The organism is Bradyrhizobium sp. C9 (assembly GCF_002532045.1).
In the GTDB taxonomy this organism is placed as follows: Bacteria; Pseudomonadota; Alphaproteobacteria; order Rhizobiales; family Xanthobacteraceae; genus Bradyrhizobium.
The window spans coordinates 230,467-256,530 of record NZ_NWTG01000011.1; the positions used below are offsets into that span (position 1 = coordinate 230,467).

General features: G+C 59.9%; 29 protein-coding genes, 1 tRNA gene and 2 pseudogenes. 10 read left to right on the plus strand and 22 right to left on the minus strand.

The window, feature by feature from the left end; genetic code table 11:
• Window positions 1–6 precede the first annotated feature (6 nt).
• Both CO675_RS40070 and CO675_RS22640 read right to left on the minus strand, forming a co-directional pair.
• Window positions 7–288 carry a hypothetical protein gene (locus CO675_RS40070; RefSeq protein WP_143279073.1) on the minus strand — a complete coding sequence of 94 codons (282 nt, stop codon included), beginning with the start codon at window positions 286–288 and terminating at the stop codon, window positions 7–9.
• Entirely contained in the window at window positions 288–521 is a 234-nt protein-coding gene (locus CO675_RS22640) for a hypothetical protein (protein WP_143279074.1), read from the minus strand. The genes CO675_RS40070 and CO675_RS22640 overlap by 1 nt, the downstream gene beginning before the upstream one ends.
• A gap of 454 nt (window positions 522–975) precedes the next feature.
• On the opposite strand from CO675_RS22640, the gene CO675_RS22645 reads away from it, so the two are divergent.
• Together CO675_RS22645 and CO675_RS40075 are read left to right on the plus strand one after the other, a co-directional pair.
• Window positions 976–1,728 (plus strand): hypothetical protein, encoded by a 753-nt coding sequence (locus CO675_RS22645; RefSeq protein ID WP_097674053.1) that lies wholly within the window; start codon window positions 976–978, stop codon window positions 1,726–1,728.
• 60 nt (window positions 1,729–1,788) lie between these two features.
• Window positions 1,789–1,968, plus strand: coding sequence for a hypothetical protein (locus tag CO675_RS40075; RefSeq protein ID WP_143279075.1), 180 nt, complete (start codon window positions 1,789–1,791; stop codon window positions 1,966–1,968).
• Here CO675_RS40075 and CO675_RS40630 read toward each other — a convergent pair.
• Window positions 1,965–2,135, minus strand: a complete 171-nt coding sequence (locus CO675_RS40630) for a hypothetical protein (protein WP_158231292.1) — start codon at window positions 2,133–2,135, stop codon at window positions 1,965–1,967. The genes CO675_RS40075 and CO675_RS40630 overlap by 4 nt on opposite strands.
• Before the next feature lie 711 nt (window positions 2,136–2,846).
• Between CO675_RS40630 and CO675_RS22655 the strand changes: the two genes are divergently transcribed.
• The 5 genes from CO675_RS22655 to CO675_RS22675 all read left to right on the plus strand — a co-directional run bounded on the left by CO675_RS22655 (window position 2,847) and on the right by CO675_RS22675 (window position 5,964).
• Window positions 2,847–3,242 (plus strand): hypothetical protein, encoded by a 396-nt coding sequence (locus tag CO675_RS22655; RefSeq protein WP_097674055.1) that lies wholly within the window; start codon window positions 2,847–2,849, stop codon window positions 3,240–3,242.
• Window positions 3,239–3,730, plus strand: a complete 492-nt coding sequence (locus CO675_RS22660) for a hypothetical protein (RefSeq protein WP_097674056.1) — start codon at window positions 3,239–3,241, stop codon at window positions 3,728–3,730. The genes CO675_RS22655 and CO675_RS22660 overlap by 4 nt, the downstream gene beginning before the upstream one ends.
• A gap of 174 nt (window positions 3,731–3,904) precedes the next feature.
• On the plus strand, window positions 3,905–4,834 hold the full coding sequence (locus CO675_RS22665) for a hypothetical protein (protein WP_097674057.1): 930 nt from the start codon (window positions 3,905–3,907) through the stop codon (window positions 4,832–4,834).
• A 3-nt stretch (window positions 4,835–4,837) separates the two neighbouring features.
• On the plus strand, window positions 4,838–5,509 hold the full coding sequence (locus tag CO675_RS22670) for an HK97 family phage prohead protease (protein ID WP_097674058.1): 672 nt from the start codon (window positions 4,838–4,840) through the stop codon (window positions 5,507–5,509).
• Window positions 5,509–5,964, plus strand: a complete 456-nt coding sequence (locus CO675_RS22675) for a M50 family metallopeptidase (RefSeq protein WP_097674059.1) — start codon at window positions 5,509–5,511, stop codon at window positions 5,962–5,964. The genes CO675_RS22670 and CO675_RS22675 overlap by 1 nt, the downstream gene beginning before the upstream one ends.
• A gap of 748 nt (window positions 5,965–6,712) precedes the next feature.
• Here the strand turns inward: CO675_RS22675 and CO675_RS22680 are convergent.
• From CO675_RS22680 to CO675_RS40635, 3 genes are all read right to left on the minus strand, one after another.
• Window positions 6,713–6,895, minus strand: coding sequence for a hypothetical protein (locus tag CO675_RS22680; RefSeq protein WP_097674060.1), 183 nt, complete (start codon window positions 6,893–6,895; stop codon window positions 6,713–6,715).
• 1,848 nt (window positions 6,896–8,743) lie between these two features.
• On the minus strand, window positions 8,744–8,869 hold the full coding sequence (locus CO675_RS41790) for a hypothetical protein (protein WP_283808118.1): 126 nt from the start codon (window positions 8,867–8,869) through the stop codon (window positions 8,744–8,746).
• A 271-nt stretch (window positions 8,870–9,140) separates the two neighbouring features.
• Window positions 9,141–9,308 carry a hypothetical protein gene (locus CO675_RS40635; protein ID WP_158231293.1) on the minus strand — a complete coding sequence of 56 codons (168 nt, stop codon included), beginning with the start codon at window positions 9,306–9,308 and terminating at the stop codon, window positions 9,141–9,143.
• 446 nt (window positions 9,309–9,754) lie between these two features.
• Here CO675_RS40635 and CO675_RS22685 point away from each other — a divergent pair, with 446 nt between their 5' ends.
• Window positions 9,755–10,744 carry an MBL fold metallo-hydrolase gene (locus tag CO675_RS22685; protein WP_097674061.1) on the plus strand — a complete coding sequence of 330 codons (990 nt, stop codon included), beginning with the start codon at window positions 9,755–9,757 and terminating at the stop codon, window positions 10,742–10,744.
• Between the two features lie 83 nt (window positions 10,745–10,827).
• On the opposite strand, the gene CO675_RS22690 is transcribed toward CO675_RS22685, so the two are convergent.
• The 3 genes from CO675_RS22690 to CO675_RS22700 all read right to left on the minus strand — a co-directional run bounded on the left by CO675_RS22690 (window position 10,828) and on the right by CO675_RS22700 (window position 13,966).
• A complete protein-coding gene (locus tag CO675_RS22690) occupies window positions 10,828–11,214 on the minus strand; it encodes a cupin domain-containing protein (RefSeq protein WP_097674062.1) in 387 nt (128 codons plus the stop codon).
• Window positions 11,215–11,427: 213 nt separating this feature from the next.
• Window positions 11,428–11,922, minus strand: coding sequence for a hypothetical protein (locus tag CO675_RS22695; RefSeq protein WP_097674063.1), 495 nt, complete (start codon window positions 11,920–11,922; stop codon window positions 11,428–11,430).
• 34 nt (window positions 11,923–11,956) lie between these two features.
• Entirely contained in the window at window positions 11,957–13,966 is a 2,010-nt protein-coding gene (locus CO675_RS22700; RefSeq protein WP_097674064.1) for an ATP-binding protein, read from the minus strand.
• 191 nt (window positions 13,967–14,157) lie between these two features.
• On the opposite strand from CO675_RS22700, the gene CO675_RS22705 reads away from it, so the two are divergent.
• Window positions 14,158–14,775 (plus strand): hypothetical protein, encoded by a 618-nt coding sequence (locus CO675_RS22705; RefSeq protein ID WP_143279076.1) that lies wholly within the window; start codon window positions 14,158–14,160, stop codon window positions 14,773–14,775.
• Window positions 14,776–14,863: 88 nt separating this feature from the next.
• Here CO675_RS22705 and CO675_RS41500 read toward each other — a convergent pair.
• The 13 genes and pseudogenes from CO675_RS41500 to CO675_RS22770 all read right to left on the minus strand — a co-directional run.
• A pseudogene (locus CO675_RS41500) lies at window positions 14,864–15,007 on the minus strand (SOS response-associated peptidase); the annotation flags it as partial.
• Window position 15,008: 1 nt separating this feature from the next.
• Entirely contained in the window at window positions 15,009–15,641 is a 633-nt protein-coding gene (locus tag CO675_RS22715) for a hypothetical protein (RefSeq protein ID WP_097674066.1), read from the minus strand.
• A 50-nt stretch (window positions 15,642–15,691) separates the two neighbouring features.
• Window positions 15,692–15,988: pseudogene (locus tag CO675_RS41505) on the minus strand (hypothetical protein); the annotation flags it as partial.
• 350 nt (window positions 15,989–16,338) lie between these two features.
• Window positions 16,339–16,800 (minus strand): YybH family protein, encoded by a 462-nt coding sequence (locus tag CO675_RS22725; RefSeq protein ID WP_097674116.1) that lies wholly within the window; start codon window positions 16,798–16,800, stop codon window positions 16,339–16,341.
• Window positions 16,801–17,572: 772 nt separating this feature from the next.
• Entirely contained in the window at window positions 17,573–18,037 is a 465-nt protein-coding gene (locus tag CO675_RS22730) for an arsenate-mycothiol transferase ArsC (RefSeq protein ID WP_092123130.1), read from the minus strand.
• A gap of 123 nt (window positions 18,038–18,160) precedes the next feature.
• Window positions 18,161–18,667, minus strand: a complete 507-nt coding sequence (locus CO675_RS22735; protein WP_092123128.1) for a UPF0262 family protein — start codon at window positions 18,665–18,667, stop codon at window positions 18,161–18,163.
• A complete protein-coding gene (hisD, locus tag CO675_RS22740) occupies window positions 18,664–19,959 on the minus strand; it encodes a histidinol dehydrogenase (RefSeq protein ID WP_097674067.1) in 1,296 nt (431 codons plus the stop codon). The genes CO675_RS22735 and hisD overlap by 4 nt, the downstream gene beginning before the upstream one ends.
• A 136-nt stretch (window positions 19,960–20,095) precedes the next feature.
• A complete protein-coding gene (locus tag CO675_RS22745) occupies window positions 20,096–20,524 on the minus strand; it encodes a DUF2948 family protein (RefSeq protein ID WP_097674068.1) in 429 nt (142 codons plus the stop codon).
• A gap of 86 nt (window positions 20,525–20,610) precedes the next feature.
• A complete protein-coding gene (locus CO675_RS22750) occupies window positions 20,611–21,270 on the minus strand; it encodes a Rossmann-fold NAD(P)-binding domain-containing protein (protein ID WP_097674069.1) in 660 nt (219 codons plus the stop codon).
• Between the two features lie 51 nt (window positions 21,271–21,321).
• Window positions 21,322–22,146, minus strand: coding sequence for an alpha/beta fold hydrolase (locus CO675_RS22755; RefSeq protein ID WP_097674070.1), 825 nt, complete (start codon window positions 22,144–22,146; stop codon window positions 21,322–21,324).
• A 142-nt stretch (window positions 22,147–22,288) separates the two neighbouring features.
• Window positions 22,289–22,789: a hypothetical protein gene (locus tag CO675_RS22760; RefSeq protein ID WP_097674071.1), complete on the minus strand. Its 501-nt coding sequence runs from the start codon at window positions 22,787–22,789 to the stop codon at window positions 22,289–22,291.
• Window positions 22,790–22,958: 169 nt separating this feature from the next.
• Window positions 22,959–23,267 carry a UBP-type zinc finger domain-containing protein gene (locus CO675_RS22765; RefSeq protein WP_097674072.1) on the minus strand — a complete coding sequence of 103 codons (309 nt, stop codon included), beginning with the start codon at window positions 23,265–23,267 and terminating at the stop codon, window positions 22,959–22,961.
• Window positions 23,268–23,395: 128 nt separating this feature from the next.
• Window positions 23,396–25,093 carry an FAD-dependent oxidoreductase gene (locus tag CO675_RS22770; RefSeq protein WP_097674117.1) on the minus strand — a complete coding sequence of 566 codons (1,698 nt, stop codon included), beginning with the start codon at window positions 25,091–25,093 and terminating at the stop codon, window positions 23,396–23,398.
• Between the two features lie 667 nt (window positions 25,094–25,760).
• Between CO675_RS22770 and CO675_RS22780 the strand changes: the two genes are divergently transcribed.
• A tRNA-Thr gene (locus CO675_RS22780) sits at window positions 25,761–25,835 on the plus strand.
• Window positions 25,836–26,064 lie beyond the last annotated feature (229 nt).

A 26,064-nucleotide genomic window follows, 5' to 3' on the forward strand; every position in this document is an offset into this window, starting at 1 on the left:
TGCTGATCACTGTCCTTGGCTATTTTCATTCCAACGGTCGCTGATCGGTCCCCATTTGAACATATCGCAACGCCAGCGCTTGGCATGCTCCTTGATCGCATAGTGGGTGCCAAGATCGGGCCGCCAGCCGCAAGGACACTTCACCCATTTACCGCGCTTGACCTCTTTTGGGTCAACCCAAAACCGCCGGAAGCCGTTAACGCCGTGCATCATGTCGGCAGAGTGCTGCACATGATTGTGTGCCAGCCTCCAATGTGCCTTATCAGACGTGCGCCTGTAGACCAGCATCACATCCCCCGCCTTACATCAATGATACGCTCGTTGCGTGTCATCACGTCGGCGCACCAATCATTGATGCGATCGAGATCACCGCAGTCGATGATCGTGGTGCCGTTAAACAGCAACTGATATGGCCCATAGCCGTTCGCCGTCTCACGCTTCGTAGCCTTGGCTATACTTCGTCCCTCATGCCAGAAACGCCGCCCGAAGCGCTTCGTTACGGCGTTGAAAGTCACTTCCATCGTAGATTTTCCTCTCAGGTTGTGGTCGCCCATTGTGGGCACATGCAGCCGAAATGGTGCCGAGCATCGCGTTGTCAAATTCAAGGTGGCCTAGATATAGGCCACTGAGCATATTTATTTTTTCTGCGCGGACGTGACCGACCCTCAACAGGCGTTCACTGGACTAGATTTAGGCCACGTCGTGATCGACCTATCGCTCTAACGACAAGCGGCCCCTTCGCGCAGACAATCTCGACGGCGGTCTCTCCGCCCGTTTGTCCACACCCACGAACTGGGCTGCAAGGTTCGCTTGCCGTCTGAGCGGGCTCTATATTTCCCGACATCACCGAAGCGCAACGATGCAGACGTGAGCGTGGCCCGAGCGATCGGGTCGCTGGCTCTTTGACTCGTGAAGAGTGTTGGGAGGCGGCACGCTGTGTCGCCTCCGGCAATACGATTTTTCAGGCATCCGCAGATGACAGTCCAGCGGGCGCGCGAAAAGTCGTGTTCTTTTTTCTCAACCCTCAGAAACTCTCAAAAGAAGGAGCGCATGAAAACTCAAGCACGGCTGGTGAAGGTCGATCGCACCGACACGAGAGCAGTCGCGCAGACCCGCGCGCTTATCAGGTTGCTCTATAACGCTCACGGAAACAGCCGGAAGACCCCGCTCTACCAAACTCGAAAGAACATCCGTTTCGCTGACCTTGAGCTTCTCTACGCCCATCAATTTCGCGGCACCGAGCTACCCGAGGACTCTGCAGGATGGGACTGCATACTCATTGCTGCCTGCCATCTTTGGTATCTCGGCAAGAAATGCGGCGCAGATGCCGCCATCAGAGAGTGGATTGAGCAATGGGCTCCGTGGCTCAGTCCATACGACATCGAAACCGTGATCATGGAAGTTACCGCCAATCCTCGGAAGTGGACAGCCGATGAGCTGGGCCAAGAGATGCGGTTGGCATTCGAGACGCGACAAGCGCTCGGCATCACCACCATCGGTGCATTCGATCTCGATAAGGCTGGCCGCGAGCTGCGACGCAAGCGTTGCAAAAAGCAAGCCGAAGCCGAACGTCGGCGTAAGCGCGGCGCACAGCCGCGCGCTGAGTATCTGGCGACGCACTCCGAAAGCAGGACTAAGCCGTGGCTGGCACTGGGTGTCAGCAGGCGCACTTATCAACGCCGCAAAGCAAACGCCAAGGTTGGCACAGGTCCGTGTACAGCAAAGTAAGTAAGTATCTGGTGTACACGCACTTGTGCCACTTCGCGCACCAACCGAAGAGAGCAACAAATGACCAATATCGTAAGACTCGACGACCATAGGCCACGGCCAACTGATGACGACTACCGCACCGCCTATCGGCGGCACGCAGAGAAAAAATTGGAAGACGCAATAGCCGCATTCGCGAAGGGCGAAACCCTTACGTCTCATCAGCGTGGCCTGCTGTTTCTTGCAGCAAGAAAAGGCTAGCGTTCGGTAACAGCATGAGAGTGCATGATCGTATGGCTCGGCCGGATCATCAGGGGATGGCCGTCCGCACTCCCAGCGACGACTTGGCCGGTGCCATCGCCGCCGAATTCGCTAAGCGCGCGTTCAGGCAGAAACTGGTCCGGGTTGCCGTGTGCGATGTTCAACATGACCCGCGTCATGCTCGACGTTGCAAGCGCGATTGCTGAGCATGCCGAGTTGGGAACCGACGTGGCAGTCGTTCCGGTCACTGCACTGCAAGCCGTATGCAATCCCACCAGCATGGGAACTGCGCTGGCTGAGGGATGCCGGGTATGTCGCCGCATACAAGGCGGCATCCCGTGGACCGGATGGCGGGTTTCGCTGGCGTGTCACGCTGAGTGCACGGTGGTTGCTGATAGCTGCAGGTGAGCACCATGCCATTCGCAAATGGATCGCGCAGCAAGGCTGCTGATAAGTCCGCAGCTAGTCGGTAGCATTGACCGCCACCGTCAGAACAAACCCACCCGTGACTCGCGCTGAGTCAGGAAAGCGGCATCTGACAGTGTTGGTCGGCAAGAGCCGCAGCACCATCAGCACAAGCCCCAAAGCACCAATTCCCATAGAGAACCGCTCGATCCGTGAGAGCGCGTGTACTGCGCGTGCTCTCCAATCTCTCGCGCCTCTCAATCGAGCGGGGAGAAGAGCGATGCTGACCGGGCGAAAAGGAAGATAACAAATTCCTGCAATAGGATTTGGGTCCCAGTGGCGCCCCCTATGCCGACGGTCCACGCACGCGCGACGGCGACGTATCCCTACGGAAACAACGCCCCAAGGGGGTTCAGATCATTGCCATTGTTGGCACTCGGGAACCCTGCTTAACACCTGAAAGGACTACTTGAATGGATTTAGACCTGTTTGGCGACCGGCCAGACCCGCTGACTGAGAAACGTTACGTGCGTGTAAGCCGTGCCCTAGAATTGATGGGCATCAGCAAGAGTAAGCTCTATTCGTTAATCCGCACCGATAGGATCAGGGCAGTCAAGCTCGATACGGTCACGTACATCGACATGTTCACCGTCAAGACGCTCTTTACTTCGTGCCCGAAGATCAGGCCGAAGACGAAAGACACGCCTCCCAGTCACGAATTACTGCAGGCCCTCGGCTTCCCTGCTCTTCCCGACGATCGAAGCTTGAACCTCTCGATCGCTGAGGATGATCTCTGCCTCGATGACCGGATGCTAAGGCAGCTCAGGAAGCGGGGATCGACCCCCGGCGCTGATGGGGCGGCACAATGATCGATCAGGTTACGATCTCGCGGCGCGCGCTCGCCAGCATCTACAGCCGCATGAAGCATGCCGAAGGCGAAGCGGCTGTCGCCAAACGTGAATGGTGGCGCTCGCAAGCTGAGCTTGACGAGGAACGGCATCGCCGCAAGATCGCCGAAGCCCTGCTTGAACCCCTCCGTGAAAAGATCGCGCGGCTCGAAGCCGAACTCGCCTCCGCACGCCTAGCCCAGACCGTCATCGATCTCGGCAGCGCGAGCCGCCCGATGGGCGGCATGATGCCAGTTCCTCAGCTTCTCGAACAAGTCCCGCACGGCGTGATCAGCAAATCCAGAGTGTACGAACTCGCCAAGTCAGGCGAGATCACATCGTGTCAGTCGGACGACGGGCGGCTCTACGCATTGCCAGCAAGTTTTTGGGCTGCGGTTCGCAAGGCAGCGACAAGGAAGTGCTTGCGGCTGCTCGAACGCGATGGGCAGCTAGTCGCCGAACCGTTATGAACCGGACGAACTGGACGAGCTACGGTTTCGCCTCCGAAAACCGTGTATAGTTGCCTTCGTCGCCCGGAGCGAACCGCGCTCCCGCCCAAACCCTTCCCAATCATCCCGAACCCCAAAACCTACGCCTCGTTGCCAGCGTGCAACGGGGCTTCACCTGTTGAAACGAGGACTCCTATGGGATTTTCATTCTTCCCGAAAAAAGGCGATCAGACCCTCAAGTCACTGATCAAAGATATCGCGAACATCGAAGATCGTCTCGGCACCCTTCGCGGCGAACTGAACGACGTTCGCGGTGCTGCCGTCGCCGCCTCTGAGGCGGCTGAGAGGCTCGTTTTCGAGCGTAAGCCAACCGCCGAGATCGAGGCCGCGCATGCCCTCCTTGCGCAATCGGAGGCGTCCGCGAAGACGCTTACGTCCGTCATCCGCCGCTATGAACAGGCACTTGCTCAGAAACGCGCCGAACATGACTCGATCGTTCGTGCCGAACTGGCCGCGAAGCTGGCTAACGAGCACGAGGCCGCTCTTCACGACTATCAGGCCGCCGCGCTCGCTGCGGTCGATGCTATTAGCGCATTGATCGCGCCAGCCGAGAAAATCGGCGGCTTGTCGTTCGCGGCCGCAGAAATCGCTGGCTTCGCGCAATCGATCTGCCGCGATCTCGCGCTCAGCGTAGATCACACTGCGGCTGAGCTTGCATACCTGATCGACGGTCTCCGCAACGGCTCGATCGCGCCAAGCATGCCGGTTGAACATGAGCCGGTCGCGGCAATAGAAGTCGCGCCTGTGATCCCGACCCGCCGTGTTGTGGCTCTGGCCGACTGCAAATGGCAGCACGGCGGCGAACTCCGCGCGGCTGCCAAGGATAGTCAGGTCGATCTCCCCGTCGCAACAGCCGATCGTGCCGTCGCCGCTGGCCGCGCCGCCGAAGTCGGTTCTCCCGCATGGTTGAAGCATAACGCTGGCCGCCTCATTCAGGTCGATCCGCGCACTACAGGTCTGATCGATCTCGACGCCGACGACCTGCGGCGTCCGACTCCGGCGTTCGGAAACGATCAGGGCGTTGCCGCTGGCGGCATCGTTGAAGTCATTTCCTATCAGAGGTAACCAATGGGCCAATTCATCACGTCAACGGACCTCCGTCGCTTCTCTTCGGAGAAGCGGCGATCTAGCACTGTACCGGGCGAACCACGCAGCTTAAACAAATCCGATCGCACAATTGATGCCACGTTGAGCAAGGGCAGCGCCGTCCAGAGAGCATACGGGACCGAAGTCTTGCGCATCTCGCCATCCGCCGTTGATCTATCACGCCTCGACGCTGGCGGCATCATGGTCCTTGACAGCCACAACCAAAGCTCGATCTCGTCCAGCTTGGGACGATTAACTCGCGTTTGGTTTGAAGGAAAGACGCTCCTCGGTCGCATTCGCTTCAATAAGACGCCAGCAGGCGACGCGGCATTCGGAATGGTCGCACGCGGCGAACTGTCTTCGGTCTCGGTCGGCTACACCGTGACCAAATGGCAGATTACCGGCGAGGATGGCCGCATCCTCGATCCGGCAGTCGATCGAATTTCCTTCGACGACAATCTTACCTTTGAGGCCGTCCGTTGGGGACTCCATGAAGTCTCAATCGTTAGCACTCCGGCAGATAGCGAAGCAAATTTTCGCAGCTTCGGCGACTACTCGCTTGCAGCCGCTCACCGCGCTGCGCTCGCACGTATGGCCGCGAGAACCCGTATGCTGGCTCGCCAGCGCATGATTGATCGGATGCGTGGCCGGTGATGCTCCACTCCCTCACCGTTGACATCCGCGAGGCTCGTCGCGTCGCGGCGCATGAGAGCGGGCACGCAATCGCCCGTTGGGCGGTTGGCGCCGGGATCGACAGCATAACGATCGTCAGCAACGGCCAAGGCGTCAACGGTCGCGTCGTCGGAGATGCTGATGACGACTTCGACCGGATCGTCATCCTGTCTGCGGGTCGTGCTGGCGAGCGCGCCCATCTCGGCGAGGCTGATGACATAGGCGGCAGCGATCTACGTAAGGCCGAAGCGGTGGCACGGCTGCTTGCACCGAATAGCAGCGTCGCCCGCGAGTATCTGCTCGATGCGGCAATCCGCGAGGCCCGCGCGATCATTCGCCGTCATCGGCGAGCATTTGACGCTCTCGTCGCCGAGTTACTGAGGCGCTCGACGATGACCGGTCAAGCGGTCGTCGAACTGATCAAGTGCAACAGATAAGTTTCCGGTGTACTCGCGCCGGGAAGGACGCGGGTAATTCGCCGGGTTAAAAATCCGAGGTGATTGGCAACCCGCGTCCACTAATTTCCACCTACCTGCGGGGTTGCCTTCCTTACCCATGTTGCGCCGGTTCGCAGGCGCGGAGGCGGCAGGGTTATCATGGCTTAGGCCCCCAACGTGCTGCCCTTTTAATTCACAGGAACGGACATTCGGGATCGTCGTTTACTGCAGGTCGTGCTGTCTGACAGCAGCCCGGACGATCCCGCAACCGGCCTCAGCGGGTCCCCTCTCGCTGAGGCCGGCTTTCGTTTCGGGAACAAGTGGCAATTTGCGGCGTTGCAATGTCGGTCGGGCTGAGTGGGACGACCATCGGCCTCAGTGCTCTCCCCGGGGCGCTGGGGCCGATCTCAGAATCCGACCGCTTTGCATATGTGAATGCGGGTACCTGAGCCGGGGCGCAAAATGGGGCTATGTTCAGCAGAAGCAATCACGCAGATGGCGTCGAGTACAGCTCCAAAGCGGTGGCGGCGATATCGTTCGTAGCGCTCATGGTAGGCATCGGCGCTCTGCTGATCGGCTGAACACCTCCGACGTGATGCCGCACGCGGCCGCAGCGATTGACCCTCGCTGGGGGCCGTTTCTTTGAGTTGTCCGAGCCCCACTATAATAGTCTCCATCGGCATGAACGTGGTCTGCGCGCCAATGAAAATTCAAACCTGTCACGATGAATGAGGCCGCCCCATGGCCTTTAGGTCTTCTCGCGCGGGGCAAAGCGATGCACCATTCGGTTGCCGCACCACAGCTCAATTGGTGCGGTCCCGACAAGATGTTCAGCTAAGGTAATTGCGTCTCGGTCGTTTTCGAGGATGAACGCTCGGCCACCGATGATCTTGCCGTCCGGACTCATGAAATACGCGCGATACTCTGCCATCTCGGACCGTCTATTAGTCGCTCCAGATTTGTTCACCGCACTTACACTCAACGAGCCGCACGGTCTTTCCCGCGACGGGGTCGAGAAAGCCGCGAATGAGTTGTGGGATGTCGGAGCACTTAGGGCAGCGGCGCAGCTGCCAGTTCATGGCTTTGGGTGAGGTTGATTGCTGATTTTGGGTAAGCTCTTCCACATCATTTCCCCGCACTCGATGAGTGGACTCCTTAAGTTACAAAGTGGACACTTGTTCCAAAATCAAGGACGAAAAGCCGGGGAATGCATGGAACCTTCTTCTAGGGCCGTCTACGCCCCCCCACTGGGTGCTGTCCTAGTTAGGACACTCGCTCTGCGGAACTAGGACACTGTTGCCCGCAGGCCATTGCGGCGCGATCAGAGAGAGGCGCAGTATCGAAGCTGCCGACCCGTCCGGCAGATCGATCGGCGGATCAAGTCACGGCTCCAGCACCGGCCTCTAGGCCCCCAGAGGTGCTGGGGCCGTTTCTTTGCCTCCCCGGGATTCTACTGAATCCACCGCTGCTGCAATTGGCGCTAATTTCTTCACTGCCGGGGGCAGGCTTTGATCTCGGATGATTTTCAGATTTACCCCGGCGGGGCCGTTTGCGTGACGCGGCCCTCTAGTTTCCACTAAGCGGCCCCCTCGCTGGGGCCGCTTCTTTGGGACAAAGCAAACTTATTCGGGTCCGGTGATTTGCGGCGTCGTCAGCGTTTCGATTGCCAGAGCGGCTACTGATGGCGGGACGTCGCTCACCCGAAGAGAGGCGACACGTTGCGACTACCATTGATGGCCGAGCCGCCGATTGAGCCAGAGCCGGAAGCGCAGCCCGTAACCAGTCCGCAGCCTGACCATGATTGAAATGCTGGTCGGTGACGTAAAGAACAAAAATGACGCCTACAGCTAGCAATAAGCCCTTCATGAACCGACCCTCCCTAAGACCTTGGGGGCTCCGGGTGTCGTGACGACTCAAGCATTCTGCTCGGAATTTCTGTCCGTGTTGGCTCCGGCAATCGGCTTGCTTCGAACGTTCTATTGTTGCGTACCATCCAGCTCGCAAGTCGAACGTAACCGCGCCTCAGCGCCGGTAGGAACCATTCCCTTGGTTCGTCGCGATCCATGCGCTCTATGATAAAGACGTAGGATTTAAGGAGTTATTGCCCGTTATCACCGGGCAACTCCGGATACCTATATCATCGTATGCGTGGCGAGGGCCTAGCCCCCGGGGATTCTACTGAATCCACGGTTGCTAGATTTGGCGCTAATGTCTTCACTGCCGGGGGCAGGCTTTGATCTCGGATGATTTTCAGATTTACCCGGCGGGGCCGTTTGCTTGACGCAGCCCTCTCGTTTTCACTGAACGGCCCCGTGTTGGGGCCGTTTCTTTGGGGCGGAAAGCGGCGTACCAGAAGTTTCTACGAGGGATGGATGCCCTAATACTGGGTGCTGTCCTAATTAGGACACCGGACATTTCGAATTCGGACACCAAACGAAGAACGCCCGGCAACCTTTCGGCAGCCGGGCGGTAGCTGTTTCTTCCATGTTGCAGGTATTCGGATATCCCGACAGTCCGATTGGCGGCAACCCGTATGAACACGGATTTTGATGACCCTATAAGAGTTCGTTAAGGGTACCTTGTTTACGAATATTGTCGGTCTAGACCTTGCCCGTCCTGATCGCCTGCATAGTGATACCTTGGAGTTGGACCCGCCACGTTCTTAGCGTGGCGGGGTTTTCCCGTTTTAGAAGATGCTGCCGACGCTCGAAAGGATCGAGAAGGCAAGGTTTTCCTATTTCGAGTCCTCCATCGCGCTTTCGACCTCATCGGCCAATGTTCAGTGATGCGCTGCCAGTTTAGCAAATAGGGCTTTCTTGGTCGCATTGGTCGCCAGCTTGCTAATTAGCTCGCACTCTTCCGCTTCGATCCGGAGCTTTTCCAAGTGCGCCTTCATGTCCTTCATGAGCCATCTCCCCGAGATCGAAGGGGATCATTGCACGGGGCACTGGCAGCACATACGACTTCCGAAACTCCGTTCATCCACGAAGACCCCCCGATACGGCTTACAGGCAAGCCCCCCAATTAGAGTCAGCAGCGCAAACGGTATTGGCAGCGCATCCAATGATCGTGACTGCCCTGTCTCCTGTCATGCCCAGACGGCTGGAACCGCCGCCGTCCGTCTCGTTGACTTAGGTCAAGGATGCTCACCCACGGAAAACCCCGGGGACTCGGCCTTACTTCTGGGGAGCGAACTCCAGCGCGTACAGCGCGTCCTGTAGTTCTTTCTCCAGCTCGCGGATGTGCTTGGCGGTCGGCTCATCGGTGTAACGCTTCGCCAGCTCGCGGCAGTGCGCGAGCTTCCGCTCGATGGCCAGTTTTTCCTGATCCTTCCCCATGCTCAATTAGGTACGCGAAGCGCCGACTAATTCAACGTTGAGGAACCCCCGGGTCTTCCCTTACGGAGAACCACGTAGGGAACGAGTTTGCCGCCCTATAGAAAGCCGTTATGCCCAAGACAGTGTTCGGTCTCAGTAGTGCTACCGAGAACGCCGCCCAACCAATTCAGGCCACTGCGATTTTCAAACTAGGCCACTAGCGTCGGAAACAGGCCAGCGCCCAGCGCCTAACGGGAACAAATTGAGAACTGCGAGAAACGATCCGGCGAATGTCTATCGAGGCGCCCGAAGGTTCAAATCCAAGGCTCAAAAATGCTTCGTTGCCGTTCGATGGATAGCGTCCGAAAATCAGCCACAGTCCGTAAGTTGCGACCGGTGCCACCTTGCCGGTCGAACTCGGACTGCGCCAACTCAGTCTTCAGCGGAAGTCCAACCGAACAGGAGACACATCCATGACATTCGGAAGATGGAGTTTCATCGCCGCGGCTGTCACCTGCGCTATAGCAGCGAGCTCTTGCGCGAGCATTGCAGCCGAACCTAGCGGCAAGATTACGATCCTCTATGACGCGTTTGGCACCGATCCTGAAATGACAAAGGATTGGGGTTTCTCCGCGCTGGTGGAGGTCGCAGGAAAGCGCATTCTGTTTGATACCGGAGATAACGCGGAAATCTTTGGGAAGAATGTCAGGGCGAAAGGAGTCGATCTTACCACGCTTGACTTTGTGATCCTCTCCCATCGGCATTCCGATCACATGGCCGGACTAAGCTATGTGCTGAGTGTAAACCCGAACGTCAAGATATACGCGCCGAAAGAAGGGTTCGGCATCTACGGTTCGTCGCTTCCATCCACCTTCTATCGCAAGGACGATTCCCTGCCTGACGAGATGCGATACTTCGGCGGCAAACCGCCGAAAATCATGGAGTTCGGCGCCGCGTGGCCCAATGCCAAGTTCGAACTGATCGATCAGACGACGGAGGTCGCACCCGGTATCACCTTGATCGCCCTCGTTTCCGATCTTCCCGGCACAAAGGAACTCAAAGAACTCTCCCTCGCAGTGAATACGCCGGATGGCCTAATTCTTGTCGTCGGCTGTTCGCATCCGGGAATCGAACGCATTGTAGAGGCCGCAACGGCGATCAACCCCAGAATCCACCTCGTCGCCGGAGGGTTCCACCTTGTTGTTGCTGCGGACGACGCCATTGAGAAGATCGTGATCTCCCTCAAGGACAAATTCAAAGTTGAGAACATTGCCCCCGGGCACTGCACGGGCGAACCGACGTTTGCCGCGCTAAAAAAGGCGTTTGGCGCCCAATACATCTATGCGGGGCTGGGCACGTCGTTGATCCTCGGAGCCGACATCACCTCCAACGTGAGGCGCGGCGAAGCGCCTACGCCTGACGATCTCGCCATCTATCGCAGGCTGGCCAGTAGCGAAGACTGATTTTGCGCCCCACGCGCACGCAGCTTTTGACCCGAAGCGGTCATGAAACGAGCGTGCCACAGCTTTGGTCAGAGGCAACACTCTTACTTTGGCGGTGGCTTGTCGTAGAGCGGCTTACCCTTATCGACGATATGCACCGTCAGTAATTTTACCGCCTTGTCGCCGACCACCTTATAAGCCCCATGAGGCACATCCCGAACATTCATCCCGACGGCGCCGGTCGAAATAGGCACCTGCTTTCCATCGGGTAACTCGATAAGACCGCCCTCAAGGAAGTAATACGACTCGTCACCATGATGGATATGCAGCGTCGATGTCTCGCCGGGCTTTATCTCGCTGATGCTGGTGACGATTTCCATGTTCGTGCCCGTTAGGTCACCTCGCTTCAACTCCTTTCGAAAGGGGGAGTCCTGTGCACTTGCCGTAGTCACGAACAATGAAGCCAAAGCTGCTGCAATTATGACCTTCATGGAAAGTATCCTCTTGTAAAAAATGCGATTGTCTGGGTCTGCTCTTCCCAGCTTGTCGGAATTTACACCTATCGGCAAGGTAAGTGCTGGAGGGCCAGTATTCCGCAACTGGTGAACATGTCGGCGCCGCGTCCGGGTCAAAAGCCGTCCATGGCGGCCGAGCCGAGAGACTTCCGGTTATCTCCGATGCCGCCCAAGCTCGGGTGGTTCAGGTCACGTCTCGGGTGGAAGGACCGAAGGCCATAAGTTGCGAACCACAGCGGTGAGTGCCTGAGTAAGCGATGCTTTCGATCCATCCAGTTTGTTCACTATGATATCTGGACGCCACGTTGTTTCGCCCTCGCGTTCCCAGCTACTGGTCAGGTCTCCCGTCTTCGGAGATCGGAAGTAATCTAGTGATCCGCCGGTGCTGATATCGTAGTGCGTTCCCCTCGCATGCAGATGCTTGTAAGCGGCCGCGATGCTCAAGATGGTGACAAAGCTGGGCTCACGTTTGCACAAGTCAATGTGCAACGCTTTTAGGCTACCCCACCGCGAGATTTTCGATCGATCCTCGCGCCTATAGTAGGCGAACATTATGTCGGCTTGCTGGGCAGCAGGAACGCAGGCGTTGAAGGCGAGCCGAATATCGTTCGCCCGCGCAATGTAGTCCTCGAAATTGGGAACGACGAACAAGTCGTAGTAGAGCAACGGTGTGGTGCGGCTCATAGGTGCGAACACGAGGGTGCGATGCTATGATTCCTCAGATACCCAACTTGTGGAAAAAGACCTTGTTTCGCATTTCGGCATCACGCTGCACCTTGGTCCAGCTCAAGACCTCGATATAAAGTTTGATATTGCCATACCATCGAAAGTAGCCGAGGCCGTCCGGCATCACCGTGAAATCCTTTTCCCGCTCCAACCAATTCTTCACCTTCTGGGGAAAGTCGCACACCACGTACCCATAGAACGGTGTGTTCGGGCTGACGAGGATATCGCGCCCGTAAGGCGTCTTGTACTTTCCATCCCTTATGTCGTTCACGTAGCGGACGATCTGCTCAATCGGGTCTTCGTCGGATGAGGGATTGACGAAGTCGTGACGCTGAGGCTTTTTGAACTCGAAGATCGTAATCGGGTTTGAAGCCTCGTTGTCTCCGCGAAATGCAACGCGCTTGCCGAAGATTGACAAGTCTGTTCGATCGCCGTTCCTTTCATCCATGGGCTTGTCGGACGCAACGTAGTCGGTGAAATTTAGTCGCTCGTCGAGTATCCAAAGATTGTGCTGATCGTAGTCGATTTGATCAGTGTCTTTCTTCCGCGGCATCACGATGTCATGCACGTCGCCCTCTGAACTGTATTTTCCATCGTCACCGAGCTGCAACGACTTGTTGAAGAGTTCGAGAACGCATTTTCGCAGCGACACGTAGTGAATGAGGTCGTTCTTGCTCGTCTGAGAGATTTTTCCAACGACTTCCGTCACTCGATCTTTCAGGTCTTCGGTGTTCTTACACTGAAGTATTTGCTTCACCTCCGCACGCACGCGCGTTTCCATCTGGAATTTCGCGGCCTGAAGATGTAGTTCGATTTCCTGTGGAGTCGGCTTCATGGACAATGATGAGAAGTCAGTTTCTCGGCTGAGGCTCCGGTGCCACGGCGCTTCATCGTTGATGTAATCTCTGATACGTGCCTGTTTGCGCTCTCTTCGCGCCGAGATTTCATGGCCGACAGCCTCTTGAGCAATCGTTGCCGCTTGCGCCTCGATCTGAGCCTGCGAAATGCCAAAGACAAAATCATTGTCTTTTCCAAAGCTGAACGCTCCGCGCTCCAGCGAGACGTTTCGATCGAGATAATCGCCGAAAACGTATGCTTTTATGATGTAGTTCCGATCCTTGGCATTCTCGCCCGCGTCGGTCTTGTCATAAAACTCATCCGAGAATTCAGGAATGTACGTCTGCATCGTTACGTCGGTGACCTCTCGCCGATGGGCCACCAAGCTGATCTTGCTCTTGTTCGCGCGGGGAGCGTAGAACTTGAACACGCGAACGGTGAACGCTTCGTCTTTGTCCTTATCGACAGATTCAAGACGAAGTTCGTTTTTCTGCACAGACAGTTCAACGATCTGCCTGTTGGTTTGGCCGAGATAGTCATTGAGGATGACACGCCCACCGCCACCCTGATCATCTCGCATGACGATTTGGGGGCATTCCGAATTTGGGTCTATGAAGTAGGGAAGCAGCTTTTCGACCAAGACCCTTGCGATCACATCGAGCCCTTTGTCCGGAAACTTGACGCCTTGCCCGCCAGAGATGGTGACGGCTGATCCGGTCGGGGCATCTCCCGCGTCTGTAACTTTCTCGTCGATTATAATGTCGTTGCCATGACCCATGGCGAACGAGCGCTTCTTCCGCGCTGGGCCGTCCGCGAACACGCTCTCGACGGTGAACTGATGGAAATATTTGAGGCAGGTGAACCGCCCGAAGCCCTTACCGCCATCACCCGCCTTGAGGGCCGTGTACAGGGTGTCGAAGGAGTTTCGGTGCTCTTCGTTAAACCCGATGCCATCGTCTCGAACGATGAAACCATCAACTGGGGCAATCTTGTCGATCATGTCGGCTTGCTCGTGCCGAAGGATGGTAACCTCGATTAATCCGCCCGTTGGCTCAACCGCTCGAATGGCTTGGATCGCATTCACGATTAGCTCGATTACAGGGGTGTAAACGGTCGTGCCCGAGCGAATGTTTTCTACAGCTCGTTTGATATTGATGCTGCTCAATTCATTCCCCTCTGCCGCTTATTGAACCGGGCGGCTTGGACGGATATTCAACGCTGCACGAAAGCGCGAATGTATAAGCCAAAATCGTTTAGGTTGCAAAGGCACTGCAGGAAGTGCGATGAAGTCCGGCCATCCGTCCGCTGATCTCTCGCGCCGCAAGCCGGTTGCGGCGACACGAGGACTTAACGTCGATGACAAATGCAATGATTGAGTACGGCAGGGCCGATCTAATTCAAGAATTGCTCGGGCTAAGTCCTCCGATCGGCCAGAAAGTCGCTGCCATCATAACTTTTGCTGGCAGCATCGAATACTATCTGGAACGCGCGCTATGGCGGCTTCGGGGTATCAATCCCAAGGGTATCAAACCCGACACGGATGCAAGGGTGATCACCGACCTGCTTGCAATGCTCGAAACATTCGCCGCCGACCTGAAACCGGGAGACGAGAAGACGCTGCTTGAAGTTTGGAGCAAGTCGGCGCGCTCAGGCTTCACGATCAGACACAACATCGCGCATGGCGTTGCAATGGCAATTCCCAACGTCAGTACGCCGGTTTACGCACGGAATCCAAGGTGGCATGGCGAGATACGCAAGCGCCAGTTTGGCGACTTCTGGGCCGATGAACCTACGCTTGATCTCGTTCGCGAGGCAATGGCCGTTCTCCTGCGGATTGTAATATTGCTCTCTAGAGAAGACGCTCCGCTAAAGGACATCGCGAGCCCGTTAGCAATGAAGGCGCTGCGGACGGCGCGCTCAGTGCTATCCGAGTTTGCAGGCCGAGACTACAATCCAAGCTTCGAAAAATACTAAGCACGACAAGCCGCGCTAGGCGTGCTTCCATGCGGTTCGCCCAGCATTTTTCTATGCGCTTCATTTCGCACATTGTTCCCCGCTACGCACCTCTATTCCTGCGGGCGCAGGGTAAGTCGGGAAGCACGCCCGGCATCGGAGCCAGATTGCCAACGTAACGTTTGACTACGCGGAAGAGGTTGAGGATCGCTGCTTGATTGGTGGTTATTGAGCATAGATTACACGAGCACATGTCATCGAAAGGCCCGGAACAACGCTATAATGCTCTCCCATATCGTCGCGCGGACGACCGTTTCCGCGGCGACTTGAGCTAACCGATTGGTGTTGACCGATGAGGCGGCGGGTGAAACAGGCAAACCCAATCTGGCCTTCAGGGCAGGAAGGTCTCTTGCCGCGAGTTGGTTGTATTCTTGCGTCTTTAACTGAACTTGCCAAAGCAGCGCGTCTTGTTCCGCCTTTGGTAGATGCGAAACCTGACCTGTTATCCTCCCAAGGAACTCAACGTATCTCTTCTCGACGGACCTCCCGCGCCCAAGGTTTTCGCGCCAGAACTCATCCACTTGCGGCATAAGTTCGATGGTTGTCGGTACTTCGGCGGCGACTTGAGCTAACCGTTCGATGGCGGCCTTTGGCCCACGCAACCCAAGTCTGACCTTCAGGTCTTCTGGATCGTGCTGCTGCAAACCAGCATACACTGTCATCTGTTTGGCGACTGACTGAAAAGCCGCTACTTGTTCCGCTTCAGGTAGACGTGCGACCTGAACCGCCAGCTTGTCAGTGAACTCATTGAACTTCCTTCTTTTAGTGTCAGGGTCAGCATCGATGGTTTCGCGCCAGACCTCATCCAGTTGCTCCAGAAAATTCATTGGTGATGCTCCCAAAGTAAAATGGTGAAAATCCAAATCGGCTGATTGGCCTATCGCTCTCCCGGCCACCACGTCGAAGGCGGATCGCTGGCGGAAACTTGTTTGGACGAAGCGCGATCAAGTGGCTGCGCTTGTCCGGATAGCCCCGGACCTCCGAGCAATCCTTGCAACGCATGTACCGCTCAAGCTCATGGACGGGCGTTATCTTGGCGGCGCACAATGTCGAGCGCGACGGTCTGGCGAGTGTCGCAGCCGAGGCACTTCACCTCAAGATACCCGTAGCCTGCGTTGCGGGCGTCACCTAGCGCTGGTGACGGCTGGGCAGGTCCCTGAAAGGCGAACATCCGCGCTCAACGGCCATGCGACGGGTGCCGACTTCAAGACAGAGCCGCGCGGCCCTGATAGCTCGCTCTCGATCATGTCCATCCAAGAGGCGTTGAAAGCGCGCTCTGCGCCACTCTTCAACGCGGCGTAACCGACTTAGCGTTGACGACCGTTCAACCGTGATCGCTCGTTTGCCGTTGCCCGGCATTGTATTGCGCTCTCCCTACATGCATCCCGTGGTTGCGATGCTACGGCGATCGCGCGCTGTGATCAACGACCTGTGGAGCGAACTTTCGTAGTGCATGTTGGAGGTTTCACAAATGGGAAGTCGCAGGTAGGAAACGGCTTCCCTTTCTGACGTTGCTGGAGGGGCTTATTGCGCAGCCTTCGGAGGCGGTGCTTTTGGGAAAGCCGACAGCATCCGGATTTTCAATTTTCCGCCCTCACGAACATCAACGGAGGTCCAACGACCGCCGTTCTCTATGGGCGCTCCGCTCTGGTTTTTTCCCGTGATCCGCCATTCGCCCATCGCGAGTGCTCCGTCAGTCCCCAACGGCCAAACCTGCTCGACGGTTATTTCCTCGTGATCAAATCCGGCCTTGAATGCACCTTTGTAGAACTCTGCGATATCGGCCCGTGGCCCCACTGGATTGATGTGCATTCCACCCGCCGCGAACAGCGCCGCGATCCCTTCACCATCCTGCCGATTGAAGCTCTCGGCGTATGCAGTGCCGATTTTTTCCACCTCCTGTTTGAGGCTTTGGCCTGCATCGGCAGCGACCGCTGACGTAGAAAATGCGACGATCAATGAGCACAAGACGTAGGAAACTCGCATCGTGTCCTCCGGATAAATCATTTGGTTGTTTCAAATGCCGCTGAGTGCCGGGACCAACGCCGCTCGCTCAAAATGCCAAGGCGAGCGGCTATGGCACTCGCCCCGGGAAGGTAACGCAAAATCCCGATTGGGCGCAGTCCAGCATAATGAGCGCTCCGGCTCTATTCGCCAAATGGCGCCACCGGATAAATACGGAGAAACCCGATCCTCGCCAGCGCTGTTGTTGGCCGGTTGCCGGTGCATCTTGTTCTGAGCGTCAAAGGCTTATCTCATTGCGACGTTGATCGCGGGCTCGCCGCCGCTGGCTTCGTCCCCATGCCGCTTTAATCTCAAACACTGCAACGATAGCGGACCACAGAGCCAAACCCGCCACGCCCAACATGAACAAAGTCGCTTCGGTCATCGGACAAATCCGTCATGTGCCCCGCCTCAGCGCAATAGGGGTCCCTGATCTCCGGGGCTGGCGGATGAACCGTCAGGGACCGCGCGCCGCGCTGGCCAGTCCCATAAGCCGTGAACAGCGGGAAACGTTCCTGTCAGACCGGCTGCCTAGTCCCGGCTACCGGGTTCCCGCTTCCACAAGTCCTTCCACCATCCTTCCACCTATAAGACAATCCAGAGCGTCGTGGAAGGCGATCCAATGTAAGCTATTGGAAAGGTAGCAATATCTGACCGATTACCAACCGGCTATAGAGCCCAAACTGCTGTTTGTCAGTCTGGCGACAAGGGGCAGACCGTGCGAATCGGAACACACGGGTCCCTGCGTGGAGCCTTACAGGTTCGCCACGCCGGCCTTGGTGAAGCGGCGGCGGATGCGCAGCAACAGGCCATCGCAGACCTCGCGATAGGCGGCGAGCTTCTGCTCGCGATTGCCGCTGGTGCCGGTCGGATCAGGGGTCGGCCAGTATTCCACTGCGGCGGCGAGCGTCCGGGTCAGATCCAGCGCCTTGTGGTGCGCCTCGGGCGACAGCGTGATGATGAGGTCGAAGTTCAGCCCCTCCCAATCCTCGAGCTCCTCGAAGGTCTGCGGCTTGTGGCCGGAAATGTCCTGGCCGAACTCGGCCATCACGGCGACCGCGAACGGATCGAGCTCGCCCTTCTTCACGCCGGCGGAGCGGACATAGACGCCTTGCGGGAACATCTGCTGCAGCAGGCTTTCGGCCATCGGCGAGCGCACGGCGTTGTGCCCGCATGCGAACAGCACGGCCTGCGGGGAGCGCGCGCGCGGCGCTTCCATGCGATCAGGCTTTTTTCGACCGGGGTGCGCCCCCGTCGTCTGGCGAAGTGAAGATGGTCGGGATCATGCGCCTCTCACTCTTGCGCATGATCTGATCCGAAAACCGGTACCCACTTTTCGGGATCATGCGCCTTCACCCTTCCAGTGCAGCACAGTGATCAGCGTGAACAGCCGCCGCGCGGTCTCGAAATCGACGCGCACCTTGCCCTTGAGCCGCTCCTGCAGGGTGCGCGAGCCCTCGTCATGGATGCCGCGGCGGCCCATGTCGATGGCCTCGATCTTGTCCGGCGTCGCGGTACGGATCGCCTGATAGTAGCTGTCGCAGATCATGAAGTAGTCCTTCACGACGCGGCGGAACGGCGTCAGCGACAGCAGATGCGCCACCACCGGCGCGCCGTCCTCTTTCCTGATATCGAACATCAGCCGGTTGCCGGTGATCGCGATATGCAGGGTATAGGGCCCCGGCCCGGCTGCGCCTTCGGGTGCGAACAGATTCTGCTCGACCAAATCGTAGATGGCGATCGCCCGCTCATGCTCGATGTCGGGCCCCGAACGGCCGATCGATTCCTCGTCGAGCGTCACCGCGACGATGCGATTGTTGGAATCCTCGTCGTCTGGCGGCTTGTTCATGAGAGGTTGAGGCGCAATCCGACGGAACGTGAATGGGCATCGAGACCTTCGGCCTGACCGAGCGTCATCGCGGCGGGCCCGAGCGCACGAAGCTGATCCGGCCCGCACCGCAGGATCGAGGTTCGCTTCATGAAGTCAAGCACCCCGAGGCCCGACGAGAACCGCGCCGAGCGCGCAGTCGGCAGCACGTGGTTGGAGCCGCCGACATAGTCGCCGATCGCCTCCGGCGTATGGGGGCCGAGGAAGATCGCTCCGGCGTTGCGGACCTGTTTCGACAGGCCCTCGGCGTCAGCGGTCATGATCTCCAGATGCTCGGCGGCGATCGCATTGGCGAGCTCGACCGCGTCGTCGAGTTTGGCGACCATGATGATCGCGCCGAAGTCGTCCCACGAGGCGCGCGCAATCGCCGCACGTGGCAGCGTCGCAAGCTGCGCCTCGACCGCGCGCTCGACGTCAGCGGCGAGCCGCGGGCTGTCGGTGATCAGGATCGACTGCGCGCTGACGTCGTGCTCGGCCTGCGCCAGCAGATCGGCCGCGATCCAGTCGGCATTGCCGGTGTCGTCGGCGATGACCAGCACCTCGGAGGGGCCGGCGATCATGTCGATGCCGACCTTGCCGAACACCAGCCGCTTGGCCGCGGCGACATAGGCGTTGCCGGGACCGACGATCTTGGCGACCGGCGCGATAGACGCGGTGCCGTAGGCCAGCGCCGCCACCGCCTGGGCGCCGCCGACCCGGTAGATTTCCGAGACGCCGCCGAGACTTGCTGCTGCGAGCACCAGCGGGTTGAGCTTGCCGTCCGGCGCCGGCACCACCATCACCACCCGCGGCACGCCGGCGACCCGGGCCGGCATCGCATTCATCAGCACCGAGGACGGATAGGCCGCGGTGCCGCCGGGCACGTAAAGCCCGACTGCATCGACCGCGCTCCAGCGCCAGCCGAGCTCGACCCCGGCGGCATCGGTGAAGCGCTCATCCTTCGGCAGCTGGCGGCGATGGAAGGTCTCGATCCGGTCGCGCGCGAATGTCAGCGCCTCGACGGTCTTGGGGTCGCAGGCCGCAACCGCAACGTCGATCTCCGCGGCGGTGACGCGAAGGCCAGCGGCGTCGAGTTCGAGCCGGTCGAACTTTTTGGTCGCCTCGAGCAGCGCCGCATCGCCGCGGGCCGCCACATCATCGACAATGGCGCGGGTGGCGCGCTCGACATCGGCCGAGACCTCGCGCTTGGCCGCCAGGAATTCGCGGAAACGCTGGTCGAAATCGGCGCTCTGTCGGTCCAGGCGAACGGGCATGGCGGCTTTCTGAAGAGGAATTCGGATCCCTGCTCAATGGCGCGGCGGATAATGGCCGTCAACCCTTGGCAGCTACGCAATCTCACCGTCGTCTTGCCCCACCGTCGTCCCGGCGAAGGCCGGGACGACCAAGAAACTACCCCTGCACCATCCCGAGATCGTCTTCCCCGAGATCGGTCAATTCGCACTCCAGGCACTCGACATCGAGCCGCAGCGCCGCCCCCTGGCCGAACATCAGCAGCGCGCTGCCGCCTGGCGGGTCGGAGGCATGGAATTCGATCCCGAGCAGTTCCAGGGTGGCCTCCGGGGCCTCCAGGTCGATATTGCGCGACTTGCATGCCAGCACCCGGTCGAACCTGAGCGCGGCGATCAGCCGGCGCGAGCAGGTGGCACCTGCCAGGGTCTGCTCCCAGTCCAGTCGGTTCAGGCCGACCACGAGGCGCTTCTCGTCCTGGCGCCAGACGATGTCGGCGGGCTGGACGCGGGCGTCCTGGACATGAGCGGAGATCACCGCGAGGTCATCGGCATCGAGGGCGATCAGTTTCAGCGGTGCGGGTGGAGACATGACGGTGGTTATAACGCCTTCGGCCGCCTGAGGTACCACCTGGCCGAAGGAAATCCGGCGCAAGGGAACCGGCCCTGCCGCCGCCGTCAGAGGCTGTTGATGTCCTCGCTCTCCAGCACCGGCCGCGGGTAGCCGTCGCGGACGACTTTCAGCATGGCGCGGCCGAGCTGTTCCGAGGTCGTCATGTAGCGCGGTGCAACCCGCACCAGGAACGAGAGCAGCGGCGAGGTCGCGACATAGATCGCCTGGACCCAGCCGGTCTTCGAGCGGACCCCGTGCAGCGGCTGGATACCGGCGGGCCGGAACATGTAGGCGGCCTTGAACGGCAGCTTGAGCAGGTCGTTCTCGGTCTTGCCCTTTACCCGCGCCCACATCACCGTGCCGTGCTCGGTGGAATCGGTGCCGCGCCCGGTGACATAGGTGAACACCATGCCGGGATTGAGCCGCGCCAGCGTCGTCGCCGCAGCCAGCGTGATGTCGTAGGTCAGATGGCGGTAGCGCGCCTCGTCCATGCCGATCGAGGAGACGCCGAGGCAGAAGAAGCAGGCGTCATAGCCGGCCAGCTGCGGCCCGATCGCGCTGTAATCGAGGAAATTGTCGCAGGTGAGTTCGACGAGCTTGGCATCGCGCTGCCCGGTCGGGCTGCGCCCGACCGCCAGCACGCGCTCGACGCCGGGATCGAGCAGGCATTCGCGCAGCACGCCCTGCCCGACCATGCCGGTCGCACCGAACAGGATGACCTTCATATTGCGTTCTCTTCCCCGGCCCTACCGGATGCGCTCACGCGCAGCCGCCCGTCAGCCCTTGATGAACGCCAGCAGATCCTTGTTGATCGTCTCGGCTTCGGTGGTCGGCATGCCGTGCGGAAAACCCTTGTAGGTCTTCAGCGTGCCGTTCTTCAGAAGCTTGGCCGAAAGCGGACCGGAATCGGCGTAAGGCACGATCTGGTCGTCGTCGCCATGCATCACCAGCACCGGCACGTTGATCTTCTTCAAATCCTCGGTGAAGTCGGTCTGCGAGAACGCGACGATGCCATCGTAATGCGCCTTGGCACCGCCCATCATGCCCTGCCGCCACCAGTTCTGGATCACGGCTTCCGACGGTTTTGCGCCGGGCCGGTTGTAGCCGTAGAACGGCCCCGCCGGAATATCGCGATAGAACTGCGAGCGGTTGGCCGCGAGCTGCGCTTGCAAGCTGTCGAACACCGATTTGGGCAGACCGCCGGGATTGGCCGCGGTCTGCACCATCAAGGGCGGCACCGCGCTCAGGATCGCGGCCTTTGCGACCCGGCTCTCGCCGTGACGGGCGATGTAATGCACCACCTCGCCGCCGCCGGTGGAATGGCCGACATGGACGGCATTCTTCAAGTCGAGATGCGCGGTCACGGCAGCGAGGTCATCGGCATAGTGGTCCATGTCATGGCCGTCGGCGACCTGGGCGGAGCGGCCGTGGCCGCGGCGGTCGTGGGCGACCACGCGAAAGCCGTGACCCACGAAGAACAGCATCTGCGCGTCCCAATCGTCCGACGACAGCGGCCAGCCATGGCTGAACACGATCGGCTGGCCCGAACCCCAATCCTTGTAGAAAATCTCGACGCCGTCTTTGGTGGTGATGGTGGGCATTTGATTGCTCCTCTTGTTGCTGATTGTTGATCCGCCCACGCCAGGCGTGAACGCACCTTGGGCGACGGCGCATCCTGGACACGCCACCGCACATCATCTTCTATGCCGTATGCCGCCGCGAATTGACGTCATCCGCCCTGGATCAGGCGAACGTGACCGGCCTGAACCGGCGCCAGGCGCCGATGATCACCACGGCGAAGAACACCAGCACGATGCCCTGCACCACCGCAAACACCGGCCCGGACGGCGGGTTCGGCGGCACCGCCGGCGCCAGCGCCTGCAGTGCGGGCACCTTGAGGAAGCTCTGGATCACGAGCACGAAGACGTTGAGATAGAGCGAGACCATCGCGGTCACGATATAGATCGGGCGCCAGGAGCCCTTGAGCTGCATCGCATACAGCGCGATGCAGGCGATCGCGAGCAGCACCAGCGAGAGGCCGCCGATGATGTGCGACGGCAGCAGCTTCTCGGTCACCAGAGGCGGGATCACGAAGCCCGTGGCGTTGGTCAGAATCGTGAGGATGAGGAAGATCGCGGTCAGCCCGGGCATCGCCCGCGAGCCGAGCAGGCCGAACATCACGATCACGCCGGCGACGATAGCAATCAAACTGATAATGACGTGCACAAGCACTAACGTCGTCATGTGGCGCACTCCCCGTTGAGAACCCGCTCCACGTTACGATGCGTCTTTGAAAATTGCTACATGGTTCGATGGCAGGATGTCCGACATCTCATGAGACATTTGCCGGCGCGTGCAATTGCCGAAAATTTTCGCACGCATGTCATACACGTGCGCCTCGTGAGACATTGAATCAATAATAGCGCGGGATCGGCCCGTTATGCGGCGTCTTGCGCTTCGACAGGTCGAACAGCACCTCGTCGACATAGCACCAGCCCCAGCCTTCCGGCGGGTCAAAGCCCTCGATCACGGGATGGCCGGTGGCGTGGAAATGCGCCGTCGCATGCCGGTTCGGCGAGTCGTCGCAGCAGCCGACATGGCCGCAGCTCCGGCAAATCCGCAAGTGCAGCCAGCGGCTGCCGCTCTCCAGGCATTCCTCACAGCCGAGCGCGCTCGGCGTGACGTCCTGGATGCCGGCGATATGGGTGCAGCCTTTTGTCATTTTGCGACCTCGTGCGGAAGCAATTGCTTCGGGTTCAGTTCAACGCATTCGCTCACCCAACCCGTCATCCCCGCACAAAGGCGAAGCCTTTGCGCGGGGATGACGGGGAAAGTGCTGCACCGACATTGTTACAGCGACGGGCTGCCGTCATCGGCGAGATAGCCGTGCAGCGCCGCAACGACCTGCGCGCCCTCGCCGATCGCGCCGCCGACGCGCTTGACCGATCCGGAGCGGACGTCACCGACCGCGAACACGCCGGGCACCGAGGTCTCGAGCAGCGGCACGGCCGGCGCGCCGTCGCCGTTCTGCACGCCGGTCATCACGAAGCCGCCGCGGTCGACCTGCACGCCGCAGCCCTCGAGCCAGCCGGTCGCCGGATCGGCGCCGACGAACAGGAAGAGGTTGCGGATATCCATCGTGAACTCGTCGGGCGCGAGCCGGCTGCGCCAGCGCACGCGCTCCAGCGTCTCCGCGCCTTCGAGCCCGGTCACCTCGGTGTTGAACATCAACTCGATGTTCGGCGTCGCCTCGATGCGCTCGATCAAATAGCGCGACATGCTGGCGCCGAGCCCGCCGCCGCGGATCATCATGTTGACCCGGCGCGCATGCGCCGACAGGTACACCGCGGCCTGCCCCGCGGAATTGCCGCCGCCGACCAGCACGACATCCTGGTTGGTGCAGAGCCGCGCCTCGATCGGCGAGGCCCAGTACCAGACGCCGCGGCCCTCATAGCTCTCGAGATTGTCGATCACCGGCCGGCGGTAGCGCGCGCCGCTTGCCACCACCACCGACTTGGCGCGCAGCGTGTGCCCGCAGCCGGTGGCGAGCGTGAACGCGCCCGACGCCTTCGAGCAGTCGAGCGATTTGATCGAAACCGGGATCAGCATCTCGGCGCCGAACTTCTGCGCCTGGTTGAAGGCGCGCCCGGCCAGCGCCTGGCCGGTGATGCCGGTCGGGAATCCCAGATAGTTCTCGATCCGCATGCTGGCGCCGGCCTGGCCGCCGAAGGCGCGGGAATCGAACACCGCGACCGACAGGCCTTCGGAGGCCGCATAGACCGCGGTGGAGAGCCCGGCCGGGCCGCTGCCGACCACCGCGACATCGTAGACCTTGTCTTGCGCACTGTTGCCGATCATGCCGAGCGCCATCGCAAGCGCGGTCTCGGACGGATTGCGCAGCACCGTGCCGTTCGGACAAACCACCAGCGGCAGCTCGGCGCGCGTCGGCGAATAGCGCACGACGAGGTCGGCGGCATCCTTGTCGGTCTCGGGGTCGAGCATGTGATGCGGCTGGCCGTTGCGCGCCAGGAAGTTCTGCAGCGGCGCCATGTTACCGACCGACGCCGAGCCGATCAGCACCGGCCCTCCGGCGCCGCCCTGGATCAGGCTGACGCGGCGCAGGATCAGCGCGCGCATGATGCGCTCGCCGAGGTCGGCCTCGGCGACCAGCAGCGCGCGCAGCCGCTCGGGCGGCAGCAGCAGCGTCTCGACAGGGCCCTCGGCATGGCCGTCGACCAGCGCGGCGCGGCCTGAGAGCTGGCCGATCTCGGCAAGGAACTGCCCCGGCCCCTGGTCGATGATCGGCGTGACACGGCCGAGGCCGTCGCGCTGCGAAATCGACACGCAGCCCGACAGCACCACGAACATGCCGGGCCCCGGCTTGCCGGTCTCGAACAGCGCCTCGCCGTCCTTGTACGATCGCAGCTCGCCGAAGCGGCGCATCCGCTCGATCTCGTGCCCCGTCAGGGTCGGAAAGGTCTGCTCATGGCGCGGAAAGGCCGTGGCGCGCGCGTTGAGGGGAGTGATCATCGTGTCGTCTACAGCCATCTCGGCGACTCGCTTCTTGTTGCAACACACGCCAACCGGCTGGAGTTTCGATTCTCACGAGAACCAGACCCCAGGCCCTGGCTTGTCGTTTTGCCGGATTTTCTGCACGAACTGATGTCCATCTCGCGCAAGATCGCTCTAGCGGTCCGGCTCGCTTCCGCCGGCGTCGTCCCGCGAGCCGTCTTCTAGTGAGCGTTGGCCTGGTTCGGAAGCCACATCCTCGCGACCGCGCGCCTGCGATTTGCGCCGCTTCAGATTTTCGCGCAGCGCCAGCTTGAGGCGATCCTGTCGTGAATCCCTCACACGGGCTCCGGCCTGCCCGCCGCCTCTGTCGTGCTCACCCGTCATTACAAAACTCTCGAACCGCCGTCGCGCTTTCCGTAAGGCCGAACATAGCCAATGGCGGATGCTCGCGCACCCTGCCCGGTCGGCCAGTTGCGCCGGGCGGCATGATTCGGCGGCCGGGCAAAATCCGGCCTCCCGGCACGATCGGAACCCAATCCGACCGGAATCGACCGGATTGGGCAGAATTAGCGGCGAGGAAGGTCAGTTTCTGCCGATTTCGTCGGCAACGGAGGCGCTGTTTCGCTTGCGCCAAGGGGAGGCCTGTGGCAAGAACCGCCCGCTTGGACGGGCCCTTGGGGCCGATTCAATTTTTCCCGGGCACGCTGCCGTAGCTCAGTGGTAGAGCACTCCATTGGTAATGGAGAGGTCGACAGTTCAATCCTGTCTGGCAGCACCACTTATCCCAGCGATCACTGCCATCATTGCGGGTATCGCGTTCACCGCATCAATGCGCGAGCAGTAGTCCCGCCCCGCCGATCATCAGCACGACGCAAAACGCGAACACACTGCCGACCCATTTCCAATCGATCTGTCCGTGCTCGGGCTGAGGCTTTCGATGATGCCGTGCATGATGGTTTCCTTGAGAAGTCGCATGAGCAGCGTATAGACGGGCCCCTGAACACGTC

Bases quoted from the DNA above. Each gene is read 5' to 3' on its own strand.
- CO675_RS22640 (WP_143279074.1), bottom strand. From the start codon at position 521: ATGGAAGTGACTTTCAACGCCGTAACGAAGCGCTTCGGGCGGCGTTTC.
- CO675_RS22680 (WP_097674060.1), bottom strand. From the start codon at position 6,895: ATGGCAGAGTATCGCGCGTATTTCATGAGTCCGGACGGCAAGATCATC.
- CO675_RS22655 (WP_097674055.1), top strand. From the start codon at position 2,847: ATGGATTTAGACCTGTTTGGCGACCGGCCAGACCCGCTGACTGAGAAA.
- CO675_RS22725 (WP_097674116.1), bottom strand. From the start codon at position 16,800: ATGCGAGTTTCCTACGTCTTGTGCTCATTGATCGTCGCATTTTCTACG.
- CO675_RS22755 (WP_097674070.1), bottom strand. From the start codon at position 22,146: ATGCCCACCATCACCACCAAAGACGGCGTCGAGATTTTCTACAAGGAT.
- CO675_RS22660 (WP_097674056.1), top strand. From the start codon at position 3,239: ATGATCGATCAGGTTACGATCTCGCGGCGCGCGCTCGCCAGCATCTAC.
- CO675_RS22665 (WP_097674057.1), top strand. From the start codon at position 3,905: ATGGGATTTTCATTCTTCCCGAAAAAAGGCGATCAGACCCTCAAGTCA.
- CO675_RS22705 (WP_143279076.1), top strand. From the start codon at position 14,158: ATGACAAATGCAATGATTGAGTACGGCAGGGCCGATCTAATTCAAGAA.
- CO675_RS22750 (WP_097674069.1), bottom strand. From the start codon at position 21,270: ATGAAGGTCATCCTGTTCGGTGCGACCGGCATGGTCGGGCAGGGCGTG.
- CO675_RS22730 (WP_092123130.1), bottom strand. From the start codon at position 18,037: ATGGAAGCGCCGCGCGCGCGCTCCCCGCAGGCCGTGCTGTTCGCATGC.
- CO675_RS22690 (WP_097674062.1), bottom strand. From the start codon at position 11,214: ATGAAGGTCATAATTGCAGCAGCTTTGGCTTCATTGTTCGTGACTACG.
- CO675_RS22695 (WP_097674063.1), bottom strand. From the start codon at position 11,922: ATGAGCCGCACCACACCGTTGCTCTACTACGACTTGTTCGTCGTTCCC.
- CO675_RS22760 (WP_097674071.1), bottom strand. From the start codon at position 22,789: ATGACGACGTTAGTGCTTGTGCACGTCATTATCAGTTTGATTGCTATC.
- CO675_RS22745 (WP_097674068.1), bottom strand. From the start codon at position 20,524: ATGTCTCCACCCGCACCGCTGAAACTGATCGCCCTCGATGCCGATGAC.
- CO675_RS40630 (WP_158231292.1), bottom strand. From the start codon at position 2,135: ATGTTGAACATCGCACACGGCAACCCGGACCAGTTTCTGCCTGAACGC.
- CO675_RS22770 (WP_097674117.1), bottom strand. From the start codon at position 25,093: ATGGCTGTAGACGACACGATGATCACTCCCCTCAACGCGCGCGCCACG.
- CO675_RS22670 (WP_097674058.1), top strand. From the start codon at position 4,838: ATGGGCCAATTCATCACGTCAACGGACCTCCGTCGCTTCTCTTCGGAG.
- CO675_RS22735 (WP_092123128.1), bottom strand. From the start codon at position 18,667: ATGAACAAGCCGCCAGACGACGAGGATTCCAACAATCGCATCGTCGCG.
- CO675_RS22715 (WP_097674066.1), bottom strand. From the start codon at position 15,641: ATGAATTTTCTGGAGCAACTGGATGAGGTCTGGCGCGAAACCATCGAT.
- CO675_RS22765 (WP_097674072.1), bottom strand. From the start codon at position 23,267: ATGACAAAAGGCTGCACCCATATCGCCGGCATCCAGGACGTCACGCCG.
- CO675_RS40070 (WP_143279073.1), bottom strand. From the start codon at position 288: ATGCTGGTCTACAGGCGCACGTCTGATAAGGCACATTGGAGGCTGGCA.
- CO675_RS22685 (WP_097674061.1), top strand. From the start codon at position 9,755: ATGACATTCGGAAGATGGAGTTTCATCGCCGCGGCTGTCACCTGCGCT.
- CO675_RS22645 (WP_097674053.1), top strand. From the start codon at position 976: ATGACAGTCCAGCGGGCGCGCGAAAAGTCGTGTTCTTTTTTCTCAACC.
- hisD (WP_097674067.1), bottom strand. From the start codon at position 19,959: ATGCCCGTTCGCCTGGACCGACAGAGCGCCGATTTCGACCAGCGTTTC.
- CO675_RS41790 (WP_283808118.1), bottom strand. From the start codon at position 8,869: ATGAAGGACATGAAGGCGCACTTGGAAAAGCTCCGGATCGAAGCGGAA.
- CO675_RS22675 (WP_097674059.1), top strand. From the start codon at position 5,509: ATGCTCCACTCCCTCACCGTTGACATCCGCGAGGCTCGTCGCGTCGCG.
- CO675_RS40075 (WP_143279075.1), top strand. From the start codon at position 1,789: ATGACCAATATCGTAAGACTCGACGACCATAGGCCACGGCCAACTGAT.